Source organism: Leptospiraceae bacterium (genome assembly GCA_016708435.1).
Lineage (GTDB): Bacteria > Spirochaetota > Leptospiria > Leptospirales > Leptospiraceae > UBA2033.
This window is the reverse complement of the sequence record JADJFV010000002.1, coordinates 152,995-172,662: the sequence shown is the minus strand read 5'-3', so window position 1 is coordinate 172,662 and position 19,668 is coordinate 152,995. Positions and strand designations below refer to the sequence as shown.

The window sequence follows — 19,668 nt, the reverse complement described above, 5'->3', positions numbered from 1 at the left end:
GAGACCCCCGACAGAAAATTTCGGGGGTGACAGTGGGTAACCTCTATTAGATTGGGATTACGTTAAATTTAAGCCTTCTTATTTTCTATGCAGCTTTCTCCTTTTAATGGTCGTTTGTTATTTCTAATGATTGGATATTTCTTGGATTCATCAGCGTTTAACTGGATGTAGCCTTTCGATTTATTTGGAACTTCATAATCTGGAAAGATTGCTTCAACGGGACATTCAGAAACACAAGCACCACAGTCAATGCAGGAATCCGGATCTATATATAAAATATTTGGTCCTTCTCGGAAGGCTTCGGCAGGACATACGGCCGCACAATTTGTGTATTTACAATCCAAGCAATTTTCAGTAACTACATATGCCATTATTATTTTTCCTTGTTATTTGCGGTTTCACTTGATTAGCCCTTGAATAAAATCTTTTTAGATTCGCAAAGTTTTTTTAGATTCCTATCATTTGTCCAGATCAAATGGTTCCCCATTTTGGCGGAGGCATATAAGCCTATATCAATAAAACTCAAACCTTTGCCTGCGAGTTTTTCTTTTTGGATGAATTGAAAAAGAATTTCATAATTGACGAAAATGGTTTCTGGAATTTGTTTATAATAGCCAAAAAATACTTCTGGCTTTGGAATACTACCAACGCGTAATTCTGATTCGACCCAGATATGCCGCAAAACTTTGAGTTCGGAAACAAGAGATTTTAATTCTAGTGTTTCAGGCTTTCCTGCGAGGAAATCAATCCAGATATTTGTATCTACGATGATTCTCACAACTATTTTTGTTTTCTCTCTCTTGGAATATGTTTTAGTTTGGGTGCAGATCCATAAAGATTGGAAAGTTTTTCCATTGCTTTTTGTTGGATGAGTAGTTCTAAACCCATATGAATTAGCTTTGTTTTTTCTGTGATTCCAGTTTCTTGCACTGCTTTGTTGATTAAATCTTCAGATAGTATAATTGTAGTTCTCATAGTTTTGCCTCGGAGTGATGCATATGGATAGTATGTATTGATATGCATAAAAACGCAAGCTTATATTATATATGGACATTTTATTAATGTAATTTGTTTAGATTTACCTTTACTAGCATTAGCGATCGACATGGTGTCCATAAATTGCGGATGCAATTTATGGACAGGAATGGAGAGCGCGGCGGCGATTTTTGTAAAAATTGTAAAGACGCGATTAATCGCGTCTCTACCACGATAATGTCGCCGCAATGCCCAATTCTAGTATCTGTAATGCTCTGGTTTGTAAGGACCTTCTGGTGATACTCCTAAATAGTCTGCTTGTTCTTTTGTTAGCTTTGTGAGTCTAACACCGATTTGCTCCAAGTGAAATGCAGCTACTTTCTCATCTAATTCTTTTGGTAAACGATATACGCCAACAGGATATTTGCTTGTGTTGGTATAAAGTTCGATTTGAGCAAGAACTTGGTTAGAGAAAGAGTTAGACATTACAAATGAAGGATGTCCAGTTGCACAACCTAAATTCACAAGACGACCTTCTGCGAGGATAATAATGGATTTGCCGTCAGGGAAAGTATACTTGTCCACTTGTGGTTTGATTTCTTTTTTGGTAGTTCCTGGCATAGAATTCAAACGAGCCATTTGGATTTCAGTGTCGAAGTGACCAATGTTACAAAGAATCGCACCGTCTTTCATTGCTTTCATGTGTTCAAGAGTAACGATGTCGTTATTTCCAGTAGCGGTTACTACGATGTCTGCCTTGTCAACGATGTCTTCCATACGAAGAACTTGGTAGCCTTCCATTGCAGCTTGAAGAGCACAGATTGGATCGATCTCAGTGATGATTACACGTGCACCAAAATTTCTGAGAGAAGCAGCAGATCCTTTTCCAACATCACCAAAACCAGCGACTATACATAATTTGCCTGCGAGCATAACGTCAGTTGCTCTTTTGATGCCATCAGCAAGAGACTCACGGCATCCGTAGAGGTTGTCGAATTTTGATTTAGTAACAGAGTCATTTACATTGATAGCAGGAATTTTTAATTCGCCTTTAGCCATCATTTTCATGAGTTGAACAACGCCTGTAGTTGTTTCTTCGGAAACGCCTTTGATTTCAGAAAGTAGGTGAGGGTGTTTTGTGTGAATATGGTAAGTTAAATCACCACCGTCATCTAAAATCATGTTTGGACCTTTTCCGTTTGCGAATGTAATGGTTTGCTCAGTGCACCACCAATACTCTTCTTCGGTTTCCCCTTTCCAGGCAAACACTGGTATGCCGGCTTTAGCGATTGCAGCAGCAGCATGGTCTTGTGTAGAAAAAATATTACAAGAAGCCCATCTAACTTCCGCACCAAGAGCGATTAACGTTTCAATTAATACTGCTGTTTGAATTGTCATATGTAAAGAACCAGCGATTCTTGCACCGGCTAATGGCTTTTTTGCGCCATATTCTTTTCTGATTGCCATGAGTCCTGGCATTTCTTTCTCAGCTAAAATGATTTCTTCTCTTCCCCAGTTAGCGAGAGATAAATCTTTAACTTTAAAATCTTCTGTTTTAGTTGTTGCGGACATGATGTCCTCCTTTTTTAGTTGCTTTGATTGCGATAATTTTAAAATAAGAATGCGTTTCTTGTTCTGTAATTTCTTTAATTTCGAAGTTGGCTGTGCGTAACCATTCACTCAGCAAGTCAGGATCAAATCCAAGCCATAAGTCTGCAAAGTTGTCTCTCATAAATTCCTTGTCGTGTTTTTTTAGATCGACAATACAAAGAGAGCCTTTGTTCTTTAATACTCTGTTAGCCTCCTGTAAGACTAGGGGAGGGTTTGAAATATGATGAAGCACCATGGAGGCTACTACTGCGTCGGCGGAGTTTGCTTTGAATGGTAAATTTTCTAAAGGTGCTTCTACGATCTTGATTCGCTTTTGATTGGAGAAAGTTTTGCGTGCTTCTTCTAGCATTTTCTCTGAGGAGTCAATGCCGATTACCTGCTTGGATTTTTTTAAGAGGTAAGGAAATAATCCACCCGGTCCACAACCCAAATCTAAAATGGTTTCCGATTTAGTTGGTAAGAAAGAAAGAATTTGATTTCTGTAAACATCCGGGCTTAGGACTTCTTCTTGGATTCTATCCCAGTTCTTTCCTACTTTATTAAAATAGCGTGCGCTTCTGTCTTCTCGATTTTTAAGTAGAATGGCAACCTTTTGCTGATCTGTTTCTCTGTGCGGCAAATCTTCTTTATGCGCAAGTAATATTTTATTTATGTCAAAGGCAAATTCATTTTGAATCGTTGACTCTTCTGGAAGTTTATAATAAACCCATGTTCCTTCTCTGTGCGATTGTAGAAGTCCCGCGTCATGTAGAATCTTGAGATGTCTAGAAATTCTAGATTGTCCCATATCTAATACATCTGTGATTTCGTTCACATTAAATGAACCGAACGAAAGAATATTGATAATACGAATTCTAGTCTCGTCTGAAACGGACTTTAAGGCATTTAGAATTGCTTTTGCCTGAATCGATTTGCTTTTTTCGACGGTTGCCATATCTGTATAACCATATATCAAGATATCTTGATATATGTCAATGCATATTATTTAATTTGTGTTGACGTATTTTTATTATGTTCTTTGCATTTTATACATATGCCAATTATGGTTGACTGTATCCTAGAGGATGTGAATCCTTTTCATTGAGGGCTTTCATTGTTAAATCGGATATTCTTCATTCTAATTTTTATATTTTTCTTTGCTTGTTCGCAAAAGGAAAAACCAAACATGCCCAAAGCAGAGAAGGGTATTCTGGATTTATCCAATTGGGATTTTGAAAAGGATGGAGTGATTGCACTAAATGGAGATTGGGAATTTTATTGGGAGAAATATTTAGAGCCAAAAGATTTTACCCAGCCTAACTTAGCTCCGGATTTTATTAACGTTCCCCATAGATGGAATAATTATGTGGCTAATGGTAAACAAGTTGGTTCTGACGGTTATGCAACGTATCGTCTCCAAGTTAAGCTTCCAAAATCTGAGTCCGTTAAAGCATTTCGCCTATCGATTCAAAACACCGCCTACAATTTTTGGGTAAATGACCGTTTGCTGATAAAGACAGGAAAGTTCGGAAATAGTAAAGAGACGATGACACCAAAGTATTTACCAAGGACATTTGAATTTTTTACTTCAGAAGATTTCATTACTATAATAATGAATGTATCAAATTTTCATAATCGCTTTGGAGGAATACGCACTCCAATTGAATTTGGGTTATCTCAGGATATTAAGCTAGCGAGAGAGCGAAGTATTGCGCTTGATTTATTTGTATTTGGAAGTCTTTTCATTATCGGGCTTTATTACACTGCAATCTATCTTCTAAGACGGAAAGATCCATCTGCACTTTATTTTGCAATATACTCTCTTATGTATTCCCTTAAATCTATTTTAGAAGGAGAGCGATTTTTAATTCAGCTAATTCCTGATTTTCCGTGGGAATGGGATTTGAAAATTTCCTATATAATTACATTCATCGCGCCTGCATTGTTTGGAACTTTCTTGCAAAGCATTTTTCGAAAAGAATTTCATAGAATAATGCTCAAGATACTTTGGGTAATTAGCGTTATCCTTGTTTTAATCGTGTTTTTTACAGAGGCTAGAATTTATTCTATTCTAGCTGTCCCGCATCAAGTCTATTTAATTCCACTTGGAATTTATGTATTTTATATTTTCTATAAAGCTATCAAAAAGAAAAGAGCAGGGGCTAAAATTTTATTGGTGGGATTTATTGTCTATTTCATATTAGCCGCTATCAATGATTCTCTTTATTCATCCGGAATTATACAAACCTTTTACATGTCTGCGTATGCGCTTTTTTTATTTGTATTATCGCAGGGATTGGTTTTGGCAATTCGGTTCTCGAATGCATTCGGTGCGGTGGAAAAATTGACGAATGATTTATCTAGAACAAATAAAGCATATGGACGATTCATTCCCCGAGAGTTTTTAAAATTTCTTCAGAAAAAAGATATCAAAGATGTGGAATTAGGAGACCAGATCCAAAAGCAAATGACTGTTTTCTTTTCGGATATTCGTTCCTTTACTGAACTGTCGGAAAGTATGAGTCCGATGGAGAATTTTAATTTTATCAATTCTTACCTTAAGCGCATAAATCCTATTATTCGCAAGCATAATGGTTTTATAGATAAGTTTATTGGCGATGCTGTGATGGCAATATTCCCTGAGTCTCCGGAAGACGCCATTTCTGCGGCGATTGAAATTCAGCTTGAAGTTCGGAAGTATAATTCTCATAGACACAATAATGGTTATCGTCCCATTCAAATTGGGATTGGGATTAATACTGGTTCTCTCATGATGGGAACGGTAGGCGATAGCAATCGGATGGATACAACGGTCATTGGTGATACTGTCAATCTTGCATCAAGACTTGAGTCTTTGACTAAGCAGTATTTTTTGCCAATTATTGTATCGGAATTTTCGGTAGCGAACATGAAATCAGTCGAACCATTTCATTTGCGTGAAATAGACTCAGTCCAAGTGAGAGGTAAATCTATGCCAATCAATATCTATGAATGCTTTGCTATGGACAGCGAAGAGCAGATTAAGCAAAAAGAAAAATCAAGTTCTTATTTAATTTCTGGTATGATTCAATACCAACTTGAAAACTATTCAAATGCGCTTGATAATTTTTTGAAAGCTCAAGAGTTAAGCATAGATGATCCTGTTCCAGCTTTACATATTAAGCGATGTCAGGATATTATTTCTCGTGATAAAAATAAGTAGGGGTTAACGGAGAGTATTCATGAATTCAATTTTAATTACTGGTGGATCCGGCGGAATAGGGCGGTCGATCGTTTCGAATTTACTTAAGAGTTATAAAGTTTATAATTTAGATATGAAGCCGCCTGAGAAGAACTTAGATGGAGAAACATTTATTCGAGTAGATTTAACTTCTGCGGATACTATAAATTCTGCGCTATATTCCGTTCAGAAGGAAACCCTAACCGGTTTTGTGCATTGTGCCGGATTTGGCGGACCATTTGTGGATATTACAAAAGTTTCGGAAGATCTCTGGGATAAAATTTTTGCTATCAATATCAAGGCGGCATACTTACTCTCTAAAGAAATTTTGCCTGAATTTAGGAAAAGGCTCTACGGTAGAATCATAGTAATCGCATCTTCGCAAAGTGTAGTAGGGGCAAAAAATTCAGTTGCGTATTCTGCATCTAAACATGCACTGATAGGATTTGTAAAATCTCTTGCTGATGAGTGGGGTGAATATGGAATTACCGCAAATGCGATTAGCCCGGGTTTTGTAGAAACTCCAATGGGTGTTCAAGACTCACAAGTAACAAACCATAGACAGCTTATTTTAGATAAAACACCTTCGAAGAGAACTGCTGCTCCAGAGGAAATTGCTCGCGTTGTTGATTTTCTAATTTCAAAAGATTCAGGTTATATTAATGGAGCAAACTTTGTAATCGACGGTGGGATAACAGCTATTTGACCTAAAATGACTAGAACCAGTTTTTAAGTTTAAAGTAAAGAGCCATCAGTGTTCCTGTCGTAAGCATTGCACCTATCGTAATATAAAAACCAGTATCTGCTTCAATAAGCGGCATATGCTTAAAGTTCATACCGTATAATCCTGCGATAAGCGACATTGGAAGCATGATAGCTGTCATGATGGTGAGAATTTTCATGATGTTGTTTGATTTGCGAGTTGAAATAGTAAGATGGACTTCGAGAGCAGATGCAATCATTTCTTTGACTGAGTCTGCAATTTCTAAAATGCGAATTGAATGATCTCTCACGTCTCTGAAAAATGCGTCAGACTCCATAGTAATGAAGTCTGTTTTACGGGTTTCCATTTCTTTTAGGATTTCTATATGAAGATTGATTACTTTTTTGATTTGTTGTAAATTGCCGCGCATCATGAAAATAGAATTTATATCGAGTTCTGTATTGCTTCCAAATACTTGTGATTCTAATTCTTCGGCTTGGTCTTCGATGCGATAGACGATAGGTATTATATGATCTGTTTCTACGTCAATGATTTTGTGGATGATAAATTCGATTCCTTTATCGAGTAGATTTTTGTTTTTACTCCAATCTACTATAAGATCACGAATTGTATTTCTATGGTCGAGGACAATCGTGATTAGGCTGTTCCTTGTAACAATGAAGTTAAAATTCTTTGCAGTGATTCGATTGTTTTCCAAATGAAGTCCACGAAATACAACAAATGTGTAATTGGGAAATTCTTCTAGCTTTACGCGGCTATGAAAATTCATAATGTCTTCTATTGTCAAAGAGTGAATTTCGAATTTTTCTAAGAGTCTTGTAAGCTCTTCTTCGTTTTTAGGTGTAAGATGAATCCAAGTTTTATACCGCGGTATGGCAAGCGGGGTGTTTGTATCTTTGATTTCTTTTTTTTCTTTTGAGGTTAACATCCAGTTACTTAAGAACATAATTAATTTCGCTTGTTTATTTGTTCCCTAAGAATGCTTTTCTTAGTTTGAGTATTTTATCCGATGGAACATTGTCGATTACAAGCTTGTATGTCTTGGAGGTTTCACATTTTAAGGTGCGTTGGATAATTTTATTTTTCCTCGATAAAAGTAGAACGACTTCTTCTCCGCTTTCGAGGGAAGACTTAAGAGAATCTAAAATGTCTCGACTTGCGCGTAGTCCATTTACAGCAATTAATTCATCTTGTAGGTTAATATCTGTTTTCCCCGCATTTTTATGCTGGTAGATTTTTGTGATTAAAATTTTTCCATCTCGCTCTTTCGTTTCAAATCCAAAACTGATTTTTGAACTAACTTCTTCCTTTTTGATGCCGATTTCCTCCAAGAAATCAAACACTGGAATACGCACAGTATCCGAGATATATTTTTCAAATCTTTCTAGTAGATTTAGACCTGTTAGTTCTTCTGCTGTGGTAAAAAATTCCTCTTTAGTAAAACCTCTGTTCTTTTTTACATAGTATTTTTGGTAAAGGGATTTCATTATATCTATAAAAGAAAATTTACAATCTGTGTTTTTAAGAATGTAAATGTTCATACACAAAACTAACACTGCACCTTTTATGTAATAAGAAATGCCTGTGTTATGTGAATTGGATTGCTGCTTGTAAAATTTTGTCCAAGCAGTAAAGGAAGAATCTTCTAGACTCATATTTTCTTCACCGGCTGAATCTTCTAGTCGATTGATGTCGATTAATAACTCGGCAAGATACTCTTCATTGGAAAAAAAATTACATTGATGTAAAATATAATTATCATAAAAACTCGTAATTCCTTCTGCTATCCAAAGTTCTTTTGTTAGATTGGGCTCTTGATAATTAAAAGGCAATAGCTCAATAGGTCTAATGCGCTTAACGTTCCAAAGATGAAAGTATTCGTGTGCAAGAAGTCCGAGTAACCGTGAGTATTCGCTCTTTTCATGTAGCTTAGCCGCATCAAATGCATTTACACTTGAAGATGCATGTTCTAAACCGCCATAGTTAGAATCGGTGAGGTTAATGATGAATAGATAGTATTTGTTTGGATTAGTTCCAAATAGCTTTGTTTCGTAGTCAGTAATTTTTTTTAGATCAGAAAGTATATTGCTTCGAATTTGTTTTGGAATATCTCCTTCGAGTAATACTTCGTGTTGACAATCTCCACTTTCAAAGCTAGAAGATTCACGATTCGAAAATTGAATCGGTGAATCATATAACTCATCGAAGTTAGCCGATAGGAAAAAATTTTCTTTTCTCTCTAAAGAGGAGTAGGCATATTTAAAATGAGAATTTGTTTCGTAAGAAACCTCCACTTTACTTTCTAGATGTCCTTCCGGATAGAGAAAGAGAGAAGGGGGATTGATGAAGCCGTATTCGGTGTCTAAGAAATTCGTTCGCACGGATGGCTCAAAGGAATATACTTTGTATCTCAGAATAAAAGGCTTGCTGTCTGAAAATACTTCCCATGTGGATAATCCTGTTTGTCTCCATTTGATAGGCTCATCTGTTAGAGTAGTTGCAGAAAAATTATGTAGATGCCCTGCATAGTCTCTGATTAAATAAGAGCCAGGTGACCATGTGGGTAAATGAAATTTGACGCTATCTTGCTTTAACTTAATTATAATGTCTACATGGAAGTAATTAAGGTGAGGCTCTGAAATAATTACCTTATAATGAAGAAGACTTTTATTTGTTTTAGTTGGGGATTTTTTTTTGGAAGCCAAACTTTGATCCTATGACTTTGCTTTTTAAAAATGTGATGTAAAAAAGTTTAGCTATGAAGAGAAAAAGTATTTCTGGACTACAATGCTGTAATCCAGAAATACTTTAAGAAATTAAATCGCTTTGACTTGTGCTGCTGCCGGACCTTTCTTTCCGTTGACGATTTCAAACTCAACTCTCTCTCCATCTTTTAACTGTTTAAATCCATCAGTCAGAATTTCTGAATAATGAACAAAAATATCCTCTCCACCATCGATAGATATGAAACCATATCCTTTTACTTTGTTAAACCATTTTACTGTACCTTGTGCCACTGCTGTATCTCCTTATCTGGATTGTGTGTTCGTTAGCCTAAGCTCAAAAATAAGGTGAGAGAGTTACAGTAAAACTTCTTGGAGGAGAATTGTTACTAAAATACTTTTCTACAAAACTTAAAATTACTTATTGCTATTGATGACCCTAAATCCTGTACTCATTTAATACATAGAATATTTTTTGTAAATAAAAAAATTATTAAACACCATTTCAGGAAATAAATCCTATCTACCCAATTTTAGGTAGACGCTCATTTTAATTGGGTAAGAACTATATCCCAATTGATTCATATCAGGGTCTAAAAAATAGATTGTATACTCAGTTCGCTTACTAATTTGCACCGGATAATTTTGAATTGAGGAATTCATTTGAAAAATCAGTGCCTCAGGCGCCTTGGAGTAGGGAAATTTTTCGAGCATTAAGAGGTTGCTTGTTCCTTCTACTTCGAACCATACGGAGCGTAAATCTCCCGTTTCAGTGAACTTGTCTTCTTTCCAATTAAGTCCTGGCAGAGTCTTATAGAATTCGGACATAAGTGTTAATTGGGGGGTTGCAATGGCAATATGATGAATCAAATTTTGTCTCCGAGGGAGTGGGTTTCGGCTAATGGCAATTATACCGAGCAAAGGATTGAAGTGATTATCTATCGAGAAATAGTAAACTAGAAAGTCTATTTTAAAAATTTCTCGATAGGTTAGTGTAAGCTACCGGTCATGTTGCCGAAAGTTTTTACACTAACTTGTTAAACTGAATTTATTGAACACGAGTCCAAGTTTGTTTTTTGCCTAAGAATCGGCTGATTTTTAAATGACCGTTAAGCTTTAAGCTGTTGTCGCCATTCATTTTTAATTCACCAACGTAGAGTTTGCCAGATTCTGGATCGTAGATTTCGCCGTTTGTCCATTCATCATCGCCTGCATCGTATTTGAAACCTTTTAGGAAAGTTAAGCCGACGATTGGTTGTGTTCTCTTAGAAGCGTCTGGGTTTTCTGTGTCAACTTTTGTCGCACCTGCTGCTGCTTTTCCATCTTTTACTGCATCATCGTTTGCTCCGTAAGTAGGACTTTTTAGCCATACAATAGTTCCACAAACTGCATCGCCGCATTTTTTAAGTTCTACGTGAGACTTTCCGCCTTCAGTTGCCCATTTACCCAAAATTTTATCATTTGCAGAAAGGCTTCCCGCAAAGATAATTGCTACAAATGCAGCAACTATTAATAACTTTTTATTCATTCTAATCTCCTTGAATTTTCGTTTTTTGTAAACTTGGCTTATCATATTGATTTTAAAAAATTGGCAAGCTAAATTTTTAAAAAAACTTTTAAATTAAAGGAAAGAAAGGCAAGTCAGTCTTGAAATGGAAATTTTAGTTAGAATGAATTCCTGTATAAATCAATTCGCGGTTGGATTCGTTTGTTTCTGTTTCAAGAAGTTTTTCCAAAGTCTTTTTGTATTCATTTACATCTTTTTTGTTCTGTATTAAGTATTGGAGCATATACTGCCTAGCGTTTATATCGGACTCGGTTTGAATAGAATCTTGAACTGTCTTTGTGACTTCCTTATCTCCTTGTCTATGGATTAGACTTTGCATAATCTTGATTCGCCCCTCTGGAGATTCCTCTTTTGAAACATTGCTTTTTAAAAAGTCGAGTGAGTCTTTATCTTTAAAATTTCCCAGTGCGCTATAAAGAGAAGAGCGAGCAATTTTATCTTCTGATTTTACGTAATCTTTTATTTTGGGAAATAAGGAACTGTCTCCCGTATTTCCAGAAGCATCTAAGAGCACTGCTAATCTATTTGGGTCTTTACCACTTTGAGAAAGCTCAGAAATAATTCTTGTTTTTATTTTTGCAGGCAAAGAGTCCTTACCCGCAATCTCTTGTTGCTTTGTGTGTAGAGCAACAGTTCCTAGAGCGAGCACGGCAGTGTTGGAATAATCTCTATCTTGTTCTGTTTTTCTTGATTCATAGACTTTCCAAAGTGCGATTGCTGAATCTTCGACAGGATTTGTCACTTCTTGAAATCCAGCGAGTGCTTGCATACGGGAATGTGCACTTTGAACTTTGTTACTGAGGATACTCACGAGTGCACTCTGTGATTGCTTGTGACCAGTTGTTGCTAATAGATGTATGATTTCGATAATATGATTTCCTGAAATTTTCCCTTTCAGGAGTAGGTCAGGAACTTTTAAGGCTTCTTCCGGAAAGTGCTTTAGAAATTCTTTCATTTTTTCCATGTTGGCAAGGTCTGTAAATTGATTTGGATTTTTGAAAAGTTTTGTGTAAATAGTCTGAAAGTTTTCTCCTTTGTATTCTTGTTCTAGTCTTCTTTGTTCTGCTTCTTCCCATATGGATAGGGATTTTTTGGGGTCTTTAGTCATTTGAAATTTGATTTCTTCGTAATTAAAATTATCTTTCCATATATCTAAATCACTATCAGGGATAAATGGAATTTGCATAAGCGTCCCCTCTCGCGATAAGTTAATGTGAAAGCTGCTGCCGGTCATCTCTGTTTTTTCGCGGAGGCTAGCCGATGTTAGCCAGCTTCCTTCTTTATCAGGAATTAATTCAGAATAAGAAGCACTGATATTGGATTGAAAATTTTCGTCAGGATTTACATTTGATCCATTGTCTTTGCTGTCTATCTTGGTATATTTAACTTTTGCTTTTAGGATACGGTCTGATTTAGAATTATACTTTGCTATAAAATTTCCTAGGCTATCTGATTCTTCTGAAATCCATTTTTGCTTATCGCCTAATAGGATGACTTGAAAGTAGAGTAGGTTTTGCAAGATGCCGATTTCATCTTTTTGTGCTATGGTAGAGGGAAAAATCCATTCGATAACTGAACCATCCGTATTCCACTCTGCCAAGAATAATTGGGAGTTCCATTTTTTCCAAGACAGGCATTCGCTTATCGTCCAAATAAATTTGTAAGGGCGAAAACTGAAAGGCTAACTTTACTTTTCCGTTCGAATGATCCATAACTCTGAAGTTGAGAGTCCCTTCCACTCGCTGTGTGAAAGTGGAGTTAAATAACCCAAACTGAGTTGAAGATGCATCTTGAAAAGACAAAGTGGATATTTGATACATCTTCTTGTTACCTTCTTTCCAATGAAGACTTGCTTTTGTGTGGCTAAAATAGAATAGCCACAAAGAAAGGCTAATCAAAAGAATACCACCGATGGACACCGATAGGTAAGGATGCTTTGATAAGACTTTTATATTTAACATAGATTTCATTTTTACTCCCTGACTAAGGTAGAAAAGCATTTAAAAGAATACCACCGAGGTATGATTTTGTCAAGCAAATGGATTATACGGTCATTTCGAACATCGCATGGCGGTTGGATTTGCGACTAAGCAAATAAGGTGGTGTGAGAAATCTATTTTGCTTAAAACTATTGTTCTAAGCAAAATAGACCTCTCACGATTTTTCCGCCCTGCGCTTAGTCGCGCCCTTCACCTTCGTAAGTTCGAGGTGACAGGGGTAATCCCAATATCGTATCTTTTATCGGTGCCAATCGGTGGTAAAATTCCTAATAAACAAAATCCACTTGACCTGTGTAGAGATGAATACGAAGGAATTGGGTTTCTTCCATTAGCCGCTCGGTGTCGCTGAAGGCAGAGTCCCAGCTTACGATTCCCCAATACTTTCTGTAATATTCTATGGAAGCATCCCAGAAGCTAACACTTGGATAGGGAATTTCTAGGAATATTTCCAATTTGCCGTAAAGGGATTCGTAGAATACATCTAACGTTTCTTTGAATTCAATTTCGACTTGGTAAGCGTTGTTTACCATTCGCACAGTAGCGGTAGCTTTTGCGACAGGGAAAATATCTAATACATTTAGTTGTCCTTCTAATCCAATTGTAATTCCAGTATCTGGTTTTGCTTGGGCAAATCCGCGGATGAGAATTCTAGGATCTACATTGATTTCAAAATTATTTCGAATATGAATTTGGGTTACACTATAATCTTTGTAATTTGTTTCGGAAAATCCTTCTTCGAACTCTTCTGGTTTGCAATTATAAATATTACATTCGGATAATTGGTTTTTGTTTTTAGAGAGTAGTATGCCTGCCAATTTTCCAGTCAACTTAACAGGAACACCGAAAGGATAGATGGTCTTTGTGACTTCTTTGTCTTTGTATTTTGTTGTATACCAGTAGTAGGTCTTTGCCCCTGTTTCATATTTTTTGAAAACTACGTTCAGATCACCTCTTGTGTTAAGCACCTTCACCTCCGCATCTACATAGGAATCTTTCATTCGAATTGGAATTAGCTCTGCATGTGCGTAAGCTTCAAATAGAGTTCTTTCGATGAGTGCGAAGAGGTAAATTTTGCTTTTGGCATCTCCATGTCCGATGATAGTTGTATTTTTTAGCATTTTCCCATAAGCATTAAAATCTAGGTCAACGGCAAATAAGGATTTGTCTCCAATAATTCCTGAATAGAATTTGACTGAATATTCTTTCAGTGGAGATGTATTTAGAGAAGAGTTGAGGGCTGCTTTTGTGTCTAAACTTTTAGTTGCAGTGTCTACTACGATAGCAGCAGATACTGTCGCAATATTGGAAGTAGCCCCACCAGGAGCATTTGTTTCCGAAACAGATCCTGTTGGGTTAATATGAGCGTAGACTCGTAGGGAATTAACGTTATTTGCCTGTATGTAAGAGTTGATGCTTGTGAGTAGTGAATCTGAGCCAGGGATTAGGGATACATCGAAGTTTTTCTTGACGTTAGCCGTAAGAGATGCAATTCTAAATGTAGTGGAAGTTGTATTTACCACAGAGTTGTAGACGAGGAGATTTCCTAGAGAGGTAAGTTTGTTGCCGGAAGTATCTGCAAAGAAAAATTCTATGTCTACATTAGCCGCATCTTTTCCCATCGAAAATGCTTCTCCACTTACGACAAACCGAGTTTTGGTAAATGTTTGAGCATTTTTTATGACAAGTAGCGGTTTACGGAGAGTAATCTTACTGAGTAATAAATCTCGTGTTCCAGTTGTAGACGAATCAATCGTAACCGTTGTGTTGTTTTCTTTTTTTACACCCGAAAGTATTCCTGATTTTGCGAAAGAATTATTTCTTTTATTTTCAGAATCTAATATAGTAAAAATTGTATATGCGCCACTGTGTTCTGTTCCTGCATCTGGAATTGCAATATTAAAATTATAGGAGTTTGTGCCTTTTTTTACAGAATCAATTCGATCGAGGACTTCGAATTGTTTTAGACCTGTTGTAGTTCCTGCATCTATTTGCGCTTTGTTTACAAAAATAAAGCGTATCAAAACATTTTTTGCATTGTAATCACTTTCGATGGAAGCAGAAAAACTAAAATTTTTTCCAAGAGAAGCTGTTGTAGAGGACGTTAGGTTTACTTGTTTCACGTTCATATTCAGCGGACCTGGATTTACTATGTCAGCGTCGATTGCATCAATAGCTGCTTGATCGGGATCAAACGGAACTGGATCTTTTACAATAGCCAAAGCGGCTAATATCTTTTTTGTGTCACCTTTCGATTTAGAAGTTTCATTACAATACGAAATCAGTGTCGTAAGAATTAAGATGGAGAGTAGGGTATTTAGTTTTTTAGTTTGTAACATACAAGTCCTCGATGATTCATCAGACGGAAAAAATATTTAAACTGTCAAACTAAAATATTTTAACGATAACAATTTTTTAAAATCTAATGGATTTCCCTTAGATTTGCGAAACGATATTCTTTTTTGTATTTCGCTTTGCAACGAATGAGGATAATGCTTGTTAACCATCTAATGGTTATCCCTTAGAAAAATATTTTTTTTTGTATATTCATAAATTTCTCTTGCAAATTTAAAAATAATTTTTCGTAGATGAATACGGATTCAATTACTTCGAAGTGAATTAAATTGATCAGAGGAAATAAATTATGAAAAAAATATTTATATTGGTTACCATCTATGCACTTGCGTTCTGCTCTGATGTTTCGAAAAAAAACATGAACGATAAAATGAAAATTCTCCCTGCACTTTTCTTTTTAAACCAACAATCGTCTACTCAAAATGTTACTCAAAGCATAAGTCTAAATTTAAGTTTAATTGGTCCAGATGGAAAGCCAATGACAGTAGGCTCTACTTCTATAAAAAATACGTCATCCCTAAATTCTACAACTTCCTCTTCTTCTGTTACAAGTTCCACTCTCAGTAGAAGTATTGGTGCAACAGGCTCTGATACTTCTGGCTCAGAGTTTGCTGAGGTTAATGATGGTTTGGCGACATCTGAGAAAGCTGGGGGCGAGGATTTTCAATTGGCTACGGGTAGCACTCCGCAACTCATTGAAATAACTGACTCAGAAGGAGAATACGCAGGAACCGTCGCGATAACTCCTAGAACCGGTGATGAAACATTTACGAATTCCTTTTTTTCCTTTTCACTCGCAAGCGACACTGATCTAGCAGCGAAAGCAGTTTTAGGAAATGTGCAAGACGGGCTAATTCAGGTTAGTGTTCCTTTTCAGGATTTGACAAAACTGCGAGCCATTTTTACCCATGACGGTGGCAGTGTAAAAATAGGAAGCACAGAACAGATTTCTGGTGTGACAGTAAACGATTTTTCTTCTGGCTCTCTTACCTACACTGTAGTTGCCAAAGACGGAACAGAAAAGACCTATACAGTTTCAGTTGAACTAAATCAATATTCTTGTAATCTTGCCGGAATTTATTTTACTGATTATCCTCTTGTCGGTCTAGATAAAAAATCAGATGCAACATCAGTTTGGTATGAAGCAACACTTCCTTCTTCTACAAATCTAGCCTCTCTAAAGACAAGTTTTTCTGCATATGGAAATGCGGTAAAGGTTGGCGCAACCACACAAACCTCTGGTCAGACTGCAAATGACTTTACAAGTTCTGTAAATTTTACGGTCACAGGAACCAATGGCTGCTCAGAAAATTACACAGTCAAAGCGGCGAAGGAAGACCTTGCTCCAGGAGAAAGATCGACTCAGAAGAGCACGAGAGGGATTCTTAATCTTTATAATTTTCCTCAAATAACAAAAGTAGAAGTGATTGGAATTCCCAAGACAAGCTCTTTTATTGAACTTAATGCAAGTGGTTTTTTTGATGATGTCACCGGCACATACACCACGACAACTGGAAGCATTGCACTTAACGTTCCCTATGGAACAACTTTTCAGAAAGTCCAATTAGGCATAGAGACCACTGGCGGTCCAAAAGAAATACAAGTAAACGGGTCTGTTTACAAGAAAGGTAGCTCTCTAGTGGACTTTGCTCAGAGAAACGGTAGTAACAAATACACAGCAGATGTAATCATGATTGATAAACACAGTGCGTTTACCATTCCTTACAAAATTGAAATAATCATGTCACCACCACCAGCAAACATCGCAGTTTCCAAGGACTCAATATTTAAGCTTTTTGTAAATTCCAATACTGCTAAAACAAAAGATGGGGACACAGTTCTAAAAAATTTGATTTCTTATTTTGGAATTTCTAACAATTCTGTAAAGGACTTGAAAGCGGCTATCAAAAATGCAAACACTGCTAAAATCAGTATTGCTAGATGGACAGTAGATCCAGGCAAGATAGAATTAAACATCCTAGGACAAGGATTCCAGTATTTCGATTACAACGTGGACAAGTATGAGCAAGATATCAAATGTTTTAATTATCCAAAGGCAGCATCAGATAGAGCAAAAAGCGAAACTTTCTTTTTTTTGAGGAGAGATGCAGACACTATTCTAAGATCTCTTCATAGGGCACACTGTGACCAAACAGCCTATCCTTATCCAAACTATGTCAAAGAATATCCCTTCTTGGTAAGTTATGGGAAAGTGTCTCAGAATATTAAAGCAGTTTCGGGCTATGGATTAAAGGATCTGAAACCTACCAATTATGACGGGGACCCTGCTTACTTTTATATAGACTTTACAAGTCTAGAGGATAAAATAGATCAAAATTTAGAAACTATAGCCATGGATGTAAATGTTCAGGCAAGCACTGCCCTAAATATTTGGGGGAGCAGATACACACTCCCAGCCTTAAATTACATAAAAAGGATGGTGCCGGAAACTGGCACTAAAGGAACGGAAGTAACCATAGATTTTGCAGCACCGATTAGTGTTGAAAGATATGGAATTTCTTGCAGCATGGATGGTAAAGTTGTCCTTAATCAGACTTTGATCAAGTCCACTGATAACAAAAATTATATCAAAGCCATGTTCAATGTTCCTGATATATCTAAAAGCTCTAAAGTAACGTGTTCTAGAGCAGTAATCCCTGGTAAGACTGGTAACGGGTTCCAGATGATGAGTATTCAGACGTTTTTAATGACCCCTTATACAGCACTTTCAGGATTCAGTTATCCTGCTTCAGCCTACACGATTACTCTTTTTCAATCTGCTGATTCTAGCATAATTCCTTCGATAAAAACAGGTAACGGTTCTTTCCGAATCACAAATCCCGTTTTTAATCCTAGTCCCCAAACCATTGGTCAATGGAAGCCTCATCTTAACCGCGTCACTAGTCTTCCATACGGGCTATCGCTTAATCCTAAAACAGGACAAATCGTTGGTACTGCTGGATCTTTTTTCCCACCAACAGAAATAGAAGTCACCGCCACGGATGGATTTACCAAACTTACTCAAAAAATTACGCTTTCTTCTAAATTTCCAGTGGTTATTCCAGCTCCATCTCTGCAGTATTCTTTGACAAGCTATTCTGTTCCAATGGGGAAGAAATTCAGCATTGCTCCTTCCACTAAGCCTGGAATTGGCGCACAATATAAAATTGACAAACCGCTGCCTCTAGGTATTGGGTTTGACACAGAAACGGGAGTCATCAGCGGCTATCCTACCTCCGAGTCATCTGCAGTCAGCTACAAGGTAACTACTTTTAACAAAACGGGGACAGCTTCCTTTACATTCACTCTGGCATTTTCTGCGAATCTGACTGCCACAGCCCCTACATTGAGTTTTGCAGGAACCTCTTTTAGTCTAGCTAAAGGACAACCATTTACTCTTTCACCAACTGTTTCGGGAAGCCAGCCTTTCAAGTTCAGTGCTGTAGGTCTTCCCAAAGGGTTGCTAATTGATTCGGACACTGGTATAATTTCAGGAACTCCTTCTGAGATTACCTCCAGTGAAGTAATTGTAAAGCTAAGTAACTTTGCATCGACCGTTCAGTCAACTCTTCGATTCACAGTTACAGATATTCCACCCAGTTTTACTATTGGTGGCACTGTGAGTGGATTTTCAGGCGGCACTCTGATTTTGCAGAACAATGCCGGAGACAGCAAGACTATTACAGCAGACGGTGCATATACATTCAGTAACACGATCTCCTCTGGCGCTTCCTATTCTGTCACCGTTCAGTCAACTCCTGGCGGAATCTCGTGCTCTATATCGAACGGCTCCGGAATTGCCAATACCAATGTGGTAAACGTAAATGTTACCTGCACAACCCTTGCTAGCCCCTATAATAGTTGCATCACCACTTCGACTACTTCCTTTGGTTCAGCGGCTGTGGGGGATTTGGTGAAAATCACTCTTGCCGAATACAACTGCATGAAGGCATTTGGTGGTGTATCTACGGTTGGATACACAGGAGCTATAAGCAATAGTTGGTCGAGCAGCCTAGCAGCAAATCTGACATTCAGTTACCGTGGTGGAACAGTGGACAGCACCATTCAGACGTATCCACAAAATCATTATCCGATTGCTCTTTCAATGGTGCCATCTGCTAGTGGAGCATTTACATATCAGTTAAAAAGGGAGTTTAGTTCCACACTAACGAATTTTACCTCTCTGTATTCTGGAACGGCCTCTTCCAATATGGACAGACACTACTTTGCAATTAAGTTTCCTGTAGTGCAGGCAACTAGTGCAACAGATTACATTGCTCATTTTGGAAATCCAGCTCTGACCGGTGAAGCAACGGCAAACGGACCCGATTACAAGCATGTTACTGGAAACGTCACAGGCTTCCAGACTTTCACCAACGCGACAGGTGCAATTTCTCAAACCCCAGGCATTCAAGTGCTCACGACAGGAAGTAAAGCTTGGTAATGAGAATTTACGAAATTGAAGTGACACAAGGTTTTTGATAATTGAAATGTGATGATCTGGAAATAATCTTATC

The 19,668-nt window shown here is 37.2% G+C and carries 16 protein-coding genes; 3 read left to right on the top strand and 13 right to left on the bottom strand.

All coding sequences use genetic code 11. The annotated features are described in order from the left end of the window. Positions 1–68 precede the first annotated feature (68 nt). The 5 genes from IPH52_06200 to IPH52_06180 all read right to left on the bottom strand — a co-directional run bounded on the left by IPH52_06200 (position 69) and on the right by IPH52_06180 (position 3,520). Complete coding sequence (locus IPH52_06200) at positions 69–371, bottom strand: ferredoxin family protein (GenBank protein ID MBK7054635.1); 303 nt, start codon at positions 369–371, stop codon at positions 69–71. Between the two features lie 35 nt (positions 372–406). Next, positions 407–778 (bottom strand): type II toxin-antitoxin system VapC family toxin, encoded by a 372-nt coding sequence (locus tag IPH52_06195; protein ID MBK7054634.1) that lies wholly within the window; start codon positions 776–778, stop codon positions 407–409. 2 nt (positions 779–780) lie between these two features. Next, complete coding sequence (locus IPH52_06190) at positions 781–975, bottom strand: type II toxin-antitoxin system VapB family antitoxin (GenBank protein MBK7054633.1); 195 nt, start codon at positions 973–975, stop codon at positions 781–783. A gap of 258 nt (positions 976–1,233) precedes the next feature. Next, positions 1,234–2,547 (bottom strand): adenosylhomocysteinase, encoded by a 1,314-nt coding sequence (locus IPH52_06185; GenBank protein ID MBK7054632.1) that lies wholly within the window; start codon positions 2,545–2,547, stop codon positions 1,234–1,236. Then, complete coding sequence (locus IPH52_06180; GenBank protein MBK7054631.1) at positions 2,531–3,520, bottom strand: metalloregulator ArsR/SmtB family transcription factor; 990 nt, start codon at positions 3,518–3,520, stop codon at positions 2,531–2,533. Before IPH52_06180 ends, IPH52_06185 begins: the two co-directional genes overlap by 17 nt. A 231-nt stretch (positions 3,521–3,751) precedes the next feature. On the opposite strand from IPH52_06180, the gene IPH52_06175 reads away from it, so the two are divergent. Both IPH52_06175 and IPH52_06170 read left to right on the top strand, forming a co-directional pair. Next, the gene (locus IPH52_06175; protein MBK7054630.1) at positions 3,752–5,767 is read left to right on the top strand and encodes an adenylate/guanylate cyclase domain-containing protein; all 2,016 of its coding nucleotides are present in this window, start codon (positions 3,752–3,754) and stop codon (positions 5,765–5,767) included. A 19-nt stretch (positions 5,768–5,786) separates the two neighbouring features. Further along, complete coding sequence (locus IPH52_06170; protein MBK7054629.1) at positions 5,787–6,491, top strand: SDR family oxidoreductase; 705 nt, start codon at positions 5,787–5,789, stop codon at positions 6,489–6,491. A 10-nt stretch (positions 6,492–6,501) separates the two neighbouring features. Here IPH52_06170 and IPH52_06165 read toward each other — a convergent pair whose 3' ends face one another. The 8 genes from IPH52_06165 to IPH52_06130 all read right to left on the bottom strand — a co-directional run bounded on the left by IPH52_06165 (position 6,502) and on the right by IPH52_06130 (position 15,135). Beyond that, on the bottom strand, positions 6,502–7,458 hold the full coding sequence (locus IPH52_06165; protein ID MBK7054628.1) for a magnesium transporter CorA family protein: 957 nt from the start codon (positions 7,456–7,458) through the stop codon (positions 6,502–6,504). A gap of 13 nt (positions 7,459–7,471) precedes the next feature. After that, complete coding sequence (locus IPH52_06160) at positions 7,472–9,214, bottom strand: M61 family metallopeptidase (protein MBK7054627.1); 1,743 nt, start codon at positions 9,212–9,214, stop codon at positions 7,472–7,474. A 111-nt stretch (positions 9,215–9,325) separates the two neighbouring features. Then, entirely contained in the window at positions 9,326–9,526 is a 201-nt protein-coding gene (locus IPH52_06155) for a cold-shock protein (GenBank protein ID MBK7054626.1), read from the bottom strand. Positions 9,527–9,751: 225 nt separating this feature from the next. Further along, positions 9,752–10,102, bottom strand: a complete 351-nt coding sequence (locus tag IPH52_06150) for a glyoxalase (protein ID MBK7054625.1) — start codon at positions 10,100–10,102, stop codon at positions 9,752–9,754. A gap of 178 nt (positions 10,103–10,280) precedes the next feature. After that, positions 10,281–10,760, bottom strand: coding sequence for a DUF2147 domain-containing protein (locus tag IPH52_06145; GenBank protein ID MBK7054624.1), 480 nt, complete (start codon positions 10,758–10,760; stop codon positions 10,281–10,283). A gap of 133 nt (positions 10,761–10,893) precedes the next feature. Beyond that, complete coding sequence (locus IPH52_06140; protein MBK7054623.1) at positions 10,894–12,399, bottom strand: HEAT repeat domain-containing protein; 1,506 nt, start codon at positions 12,397–12,399, stop codon at positions 10,894–10,896. After that, positions 12,329–12,799 (bottom strand): hypothetical protein, encoded by a 471-nt coding sequence (locus tag IPH52_06135; protein MBK7054622.1) that lies wholly within the window; start codon positions 12,797–12,799, stop codon positions 12,329–12,331. Before IPH52_06135 ends, IPH52_06140 begins: the two co-directional genes overlap by 71 nt. A 266-nt stretch (positions 12,800–13,065) precedes the next feature. After that, positions 13,066–15,135, bottom strand: coding sequence for a hypothetical protein (locus IPH52_06130; protein ID MBK7054621.1), 2,070 nt, complete (start codon positions 15,133–15,135; stop codon positions 13,066–13,068). 305 nt (positions 15,136–15,440) lie between these two features. Here IPH52_06130 and IPH52_06125 point away from each other — a divergent pair, with 305 nt between their 5' ends. After that, on the top strand, positions 15,441–19,595 hold the full coding sequence (locus tag IPH52_06125) for a putative Ig domain-containing protein (GenBank protein MBK7054620.1): 4,155 nt from the start codon (positions 15,441–15,443) through the stop codon (positions 19,593–19,595). Positions 19,596–19,668: the final 73 nt, after the last annotated feature.

Bases quoted from the DNA above. Each gene is read 5' to 3' on its own strand.
- IPH52_06185 (MBK7054632.1), bottom strand. From the start codon at position 2,547: ATGTCCGCAACAACTAAAACAGAAGATTTTAAAGTTAAAGATTTATCT.
- IPH52_06175 (MBK7054630.1), top strand. From the start codon at position 3,752: ATGCCCAAAGCAGAGAAGGGTATTCTGGATTTATCCAATTGGGATTTT.
- IPH52_06130 (MBK7054621.1), bottom strand. From the start codon at position 15,135: ATGTTACAAACTAAAAAACTAAATACCCTACTCTCCATCTTAATTCTT.
- IPH52_06135 (MBK7054622.1), bottom strand. From the start codon at position 12,799: ATGCTTTTCTACCTTAGTCAGGGAGTAAAAATGAAATCTATGTTAAAT.
- IPH52_06180 (MBK7054631.1), bottom strand. From the start codon at position 3,520: ATGGCAACCGTCGAAAAAAGCAAATCGATTCAGGCAAAAGCAATTCTA.
- IPH52_06190 (MBK7054633.1), bottom strand. From the start codon at position 975: ATGAGAACTACAATTATACTATCTGAAGATTTAATCAACAAAGCAGTG.
- IPH52_06145 (MBK7054624.1), bottom strand. From the start codon at position 10,760: ATGAATAAAAAGTTATTAATAGTTGCTGCATTTGTAGCAATTATCTTT.
- IPH52_06125 (MBK7054620.1), top strand. From the start codon at position 15,441: ATGAAAAAAATATTTATATTGGTTACCATCTATGCACTTGCGTTCTGC.
- IPH52_06170 (MBK7054629.1), top strand. From the start codon at position 5,787: ATGAATTCAATTTTAATTACTGGTGGATCCGGCGGAATAGGGCGGTCG.
- IPH52_06200 (MBK7054635.1), bottom strand. From the start codon at position 371: ATGGCATATGTAGTTACTGAAAATTGCTTGGATTGTAAATACACAAAT.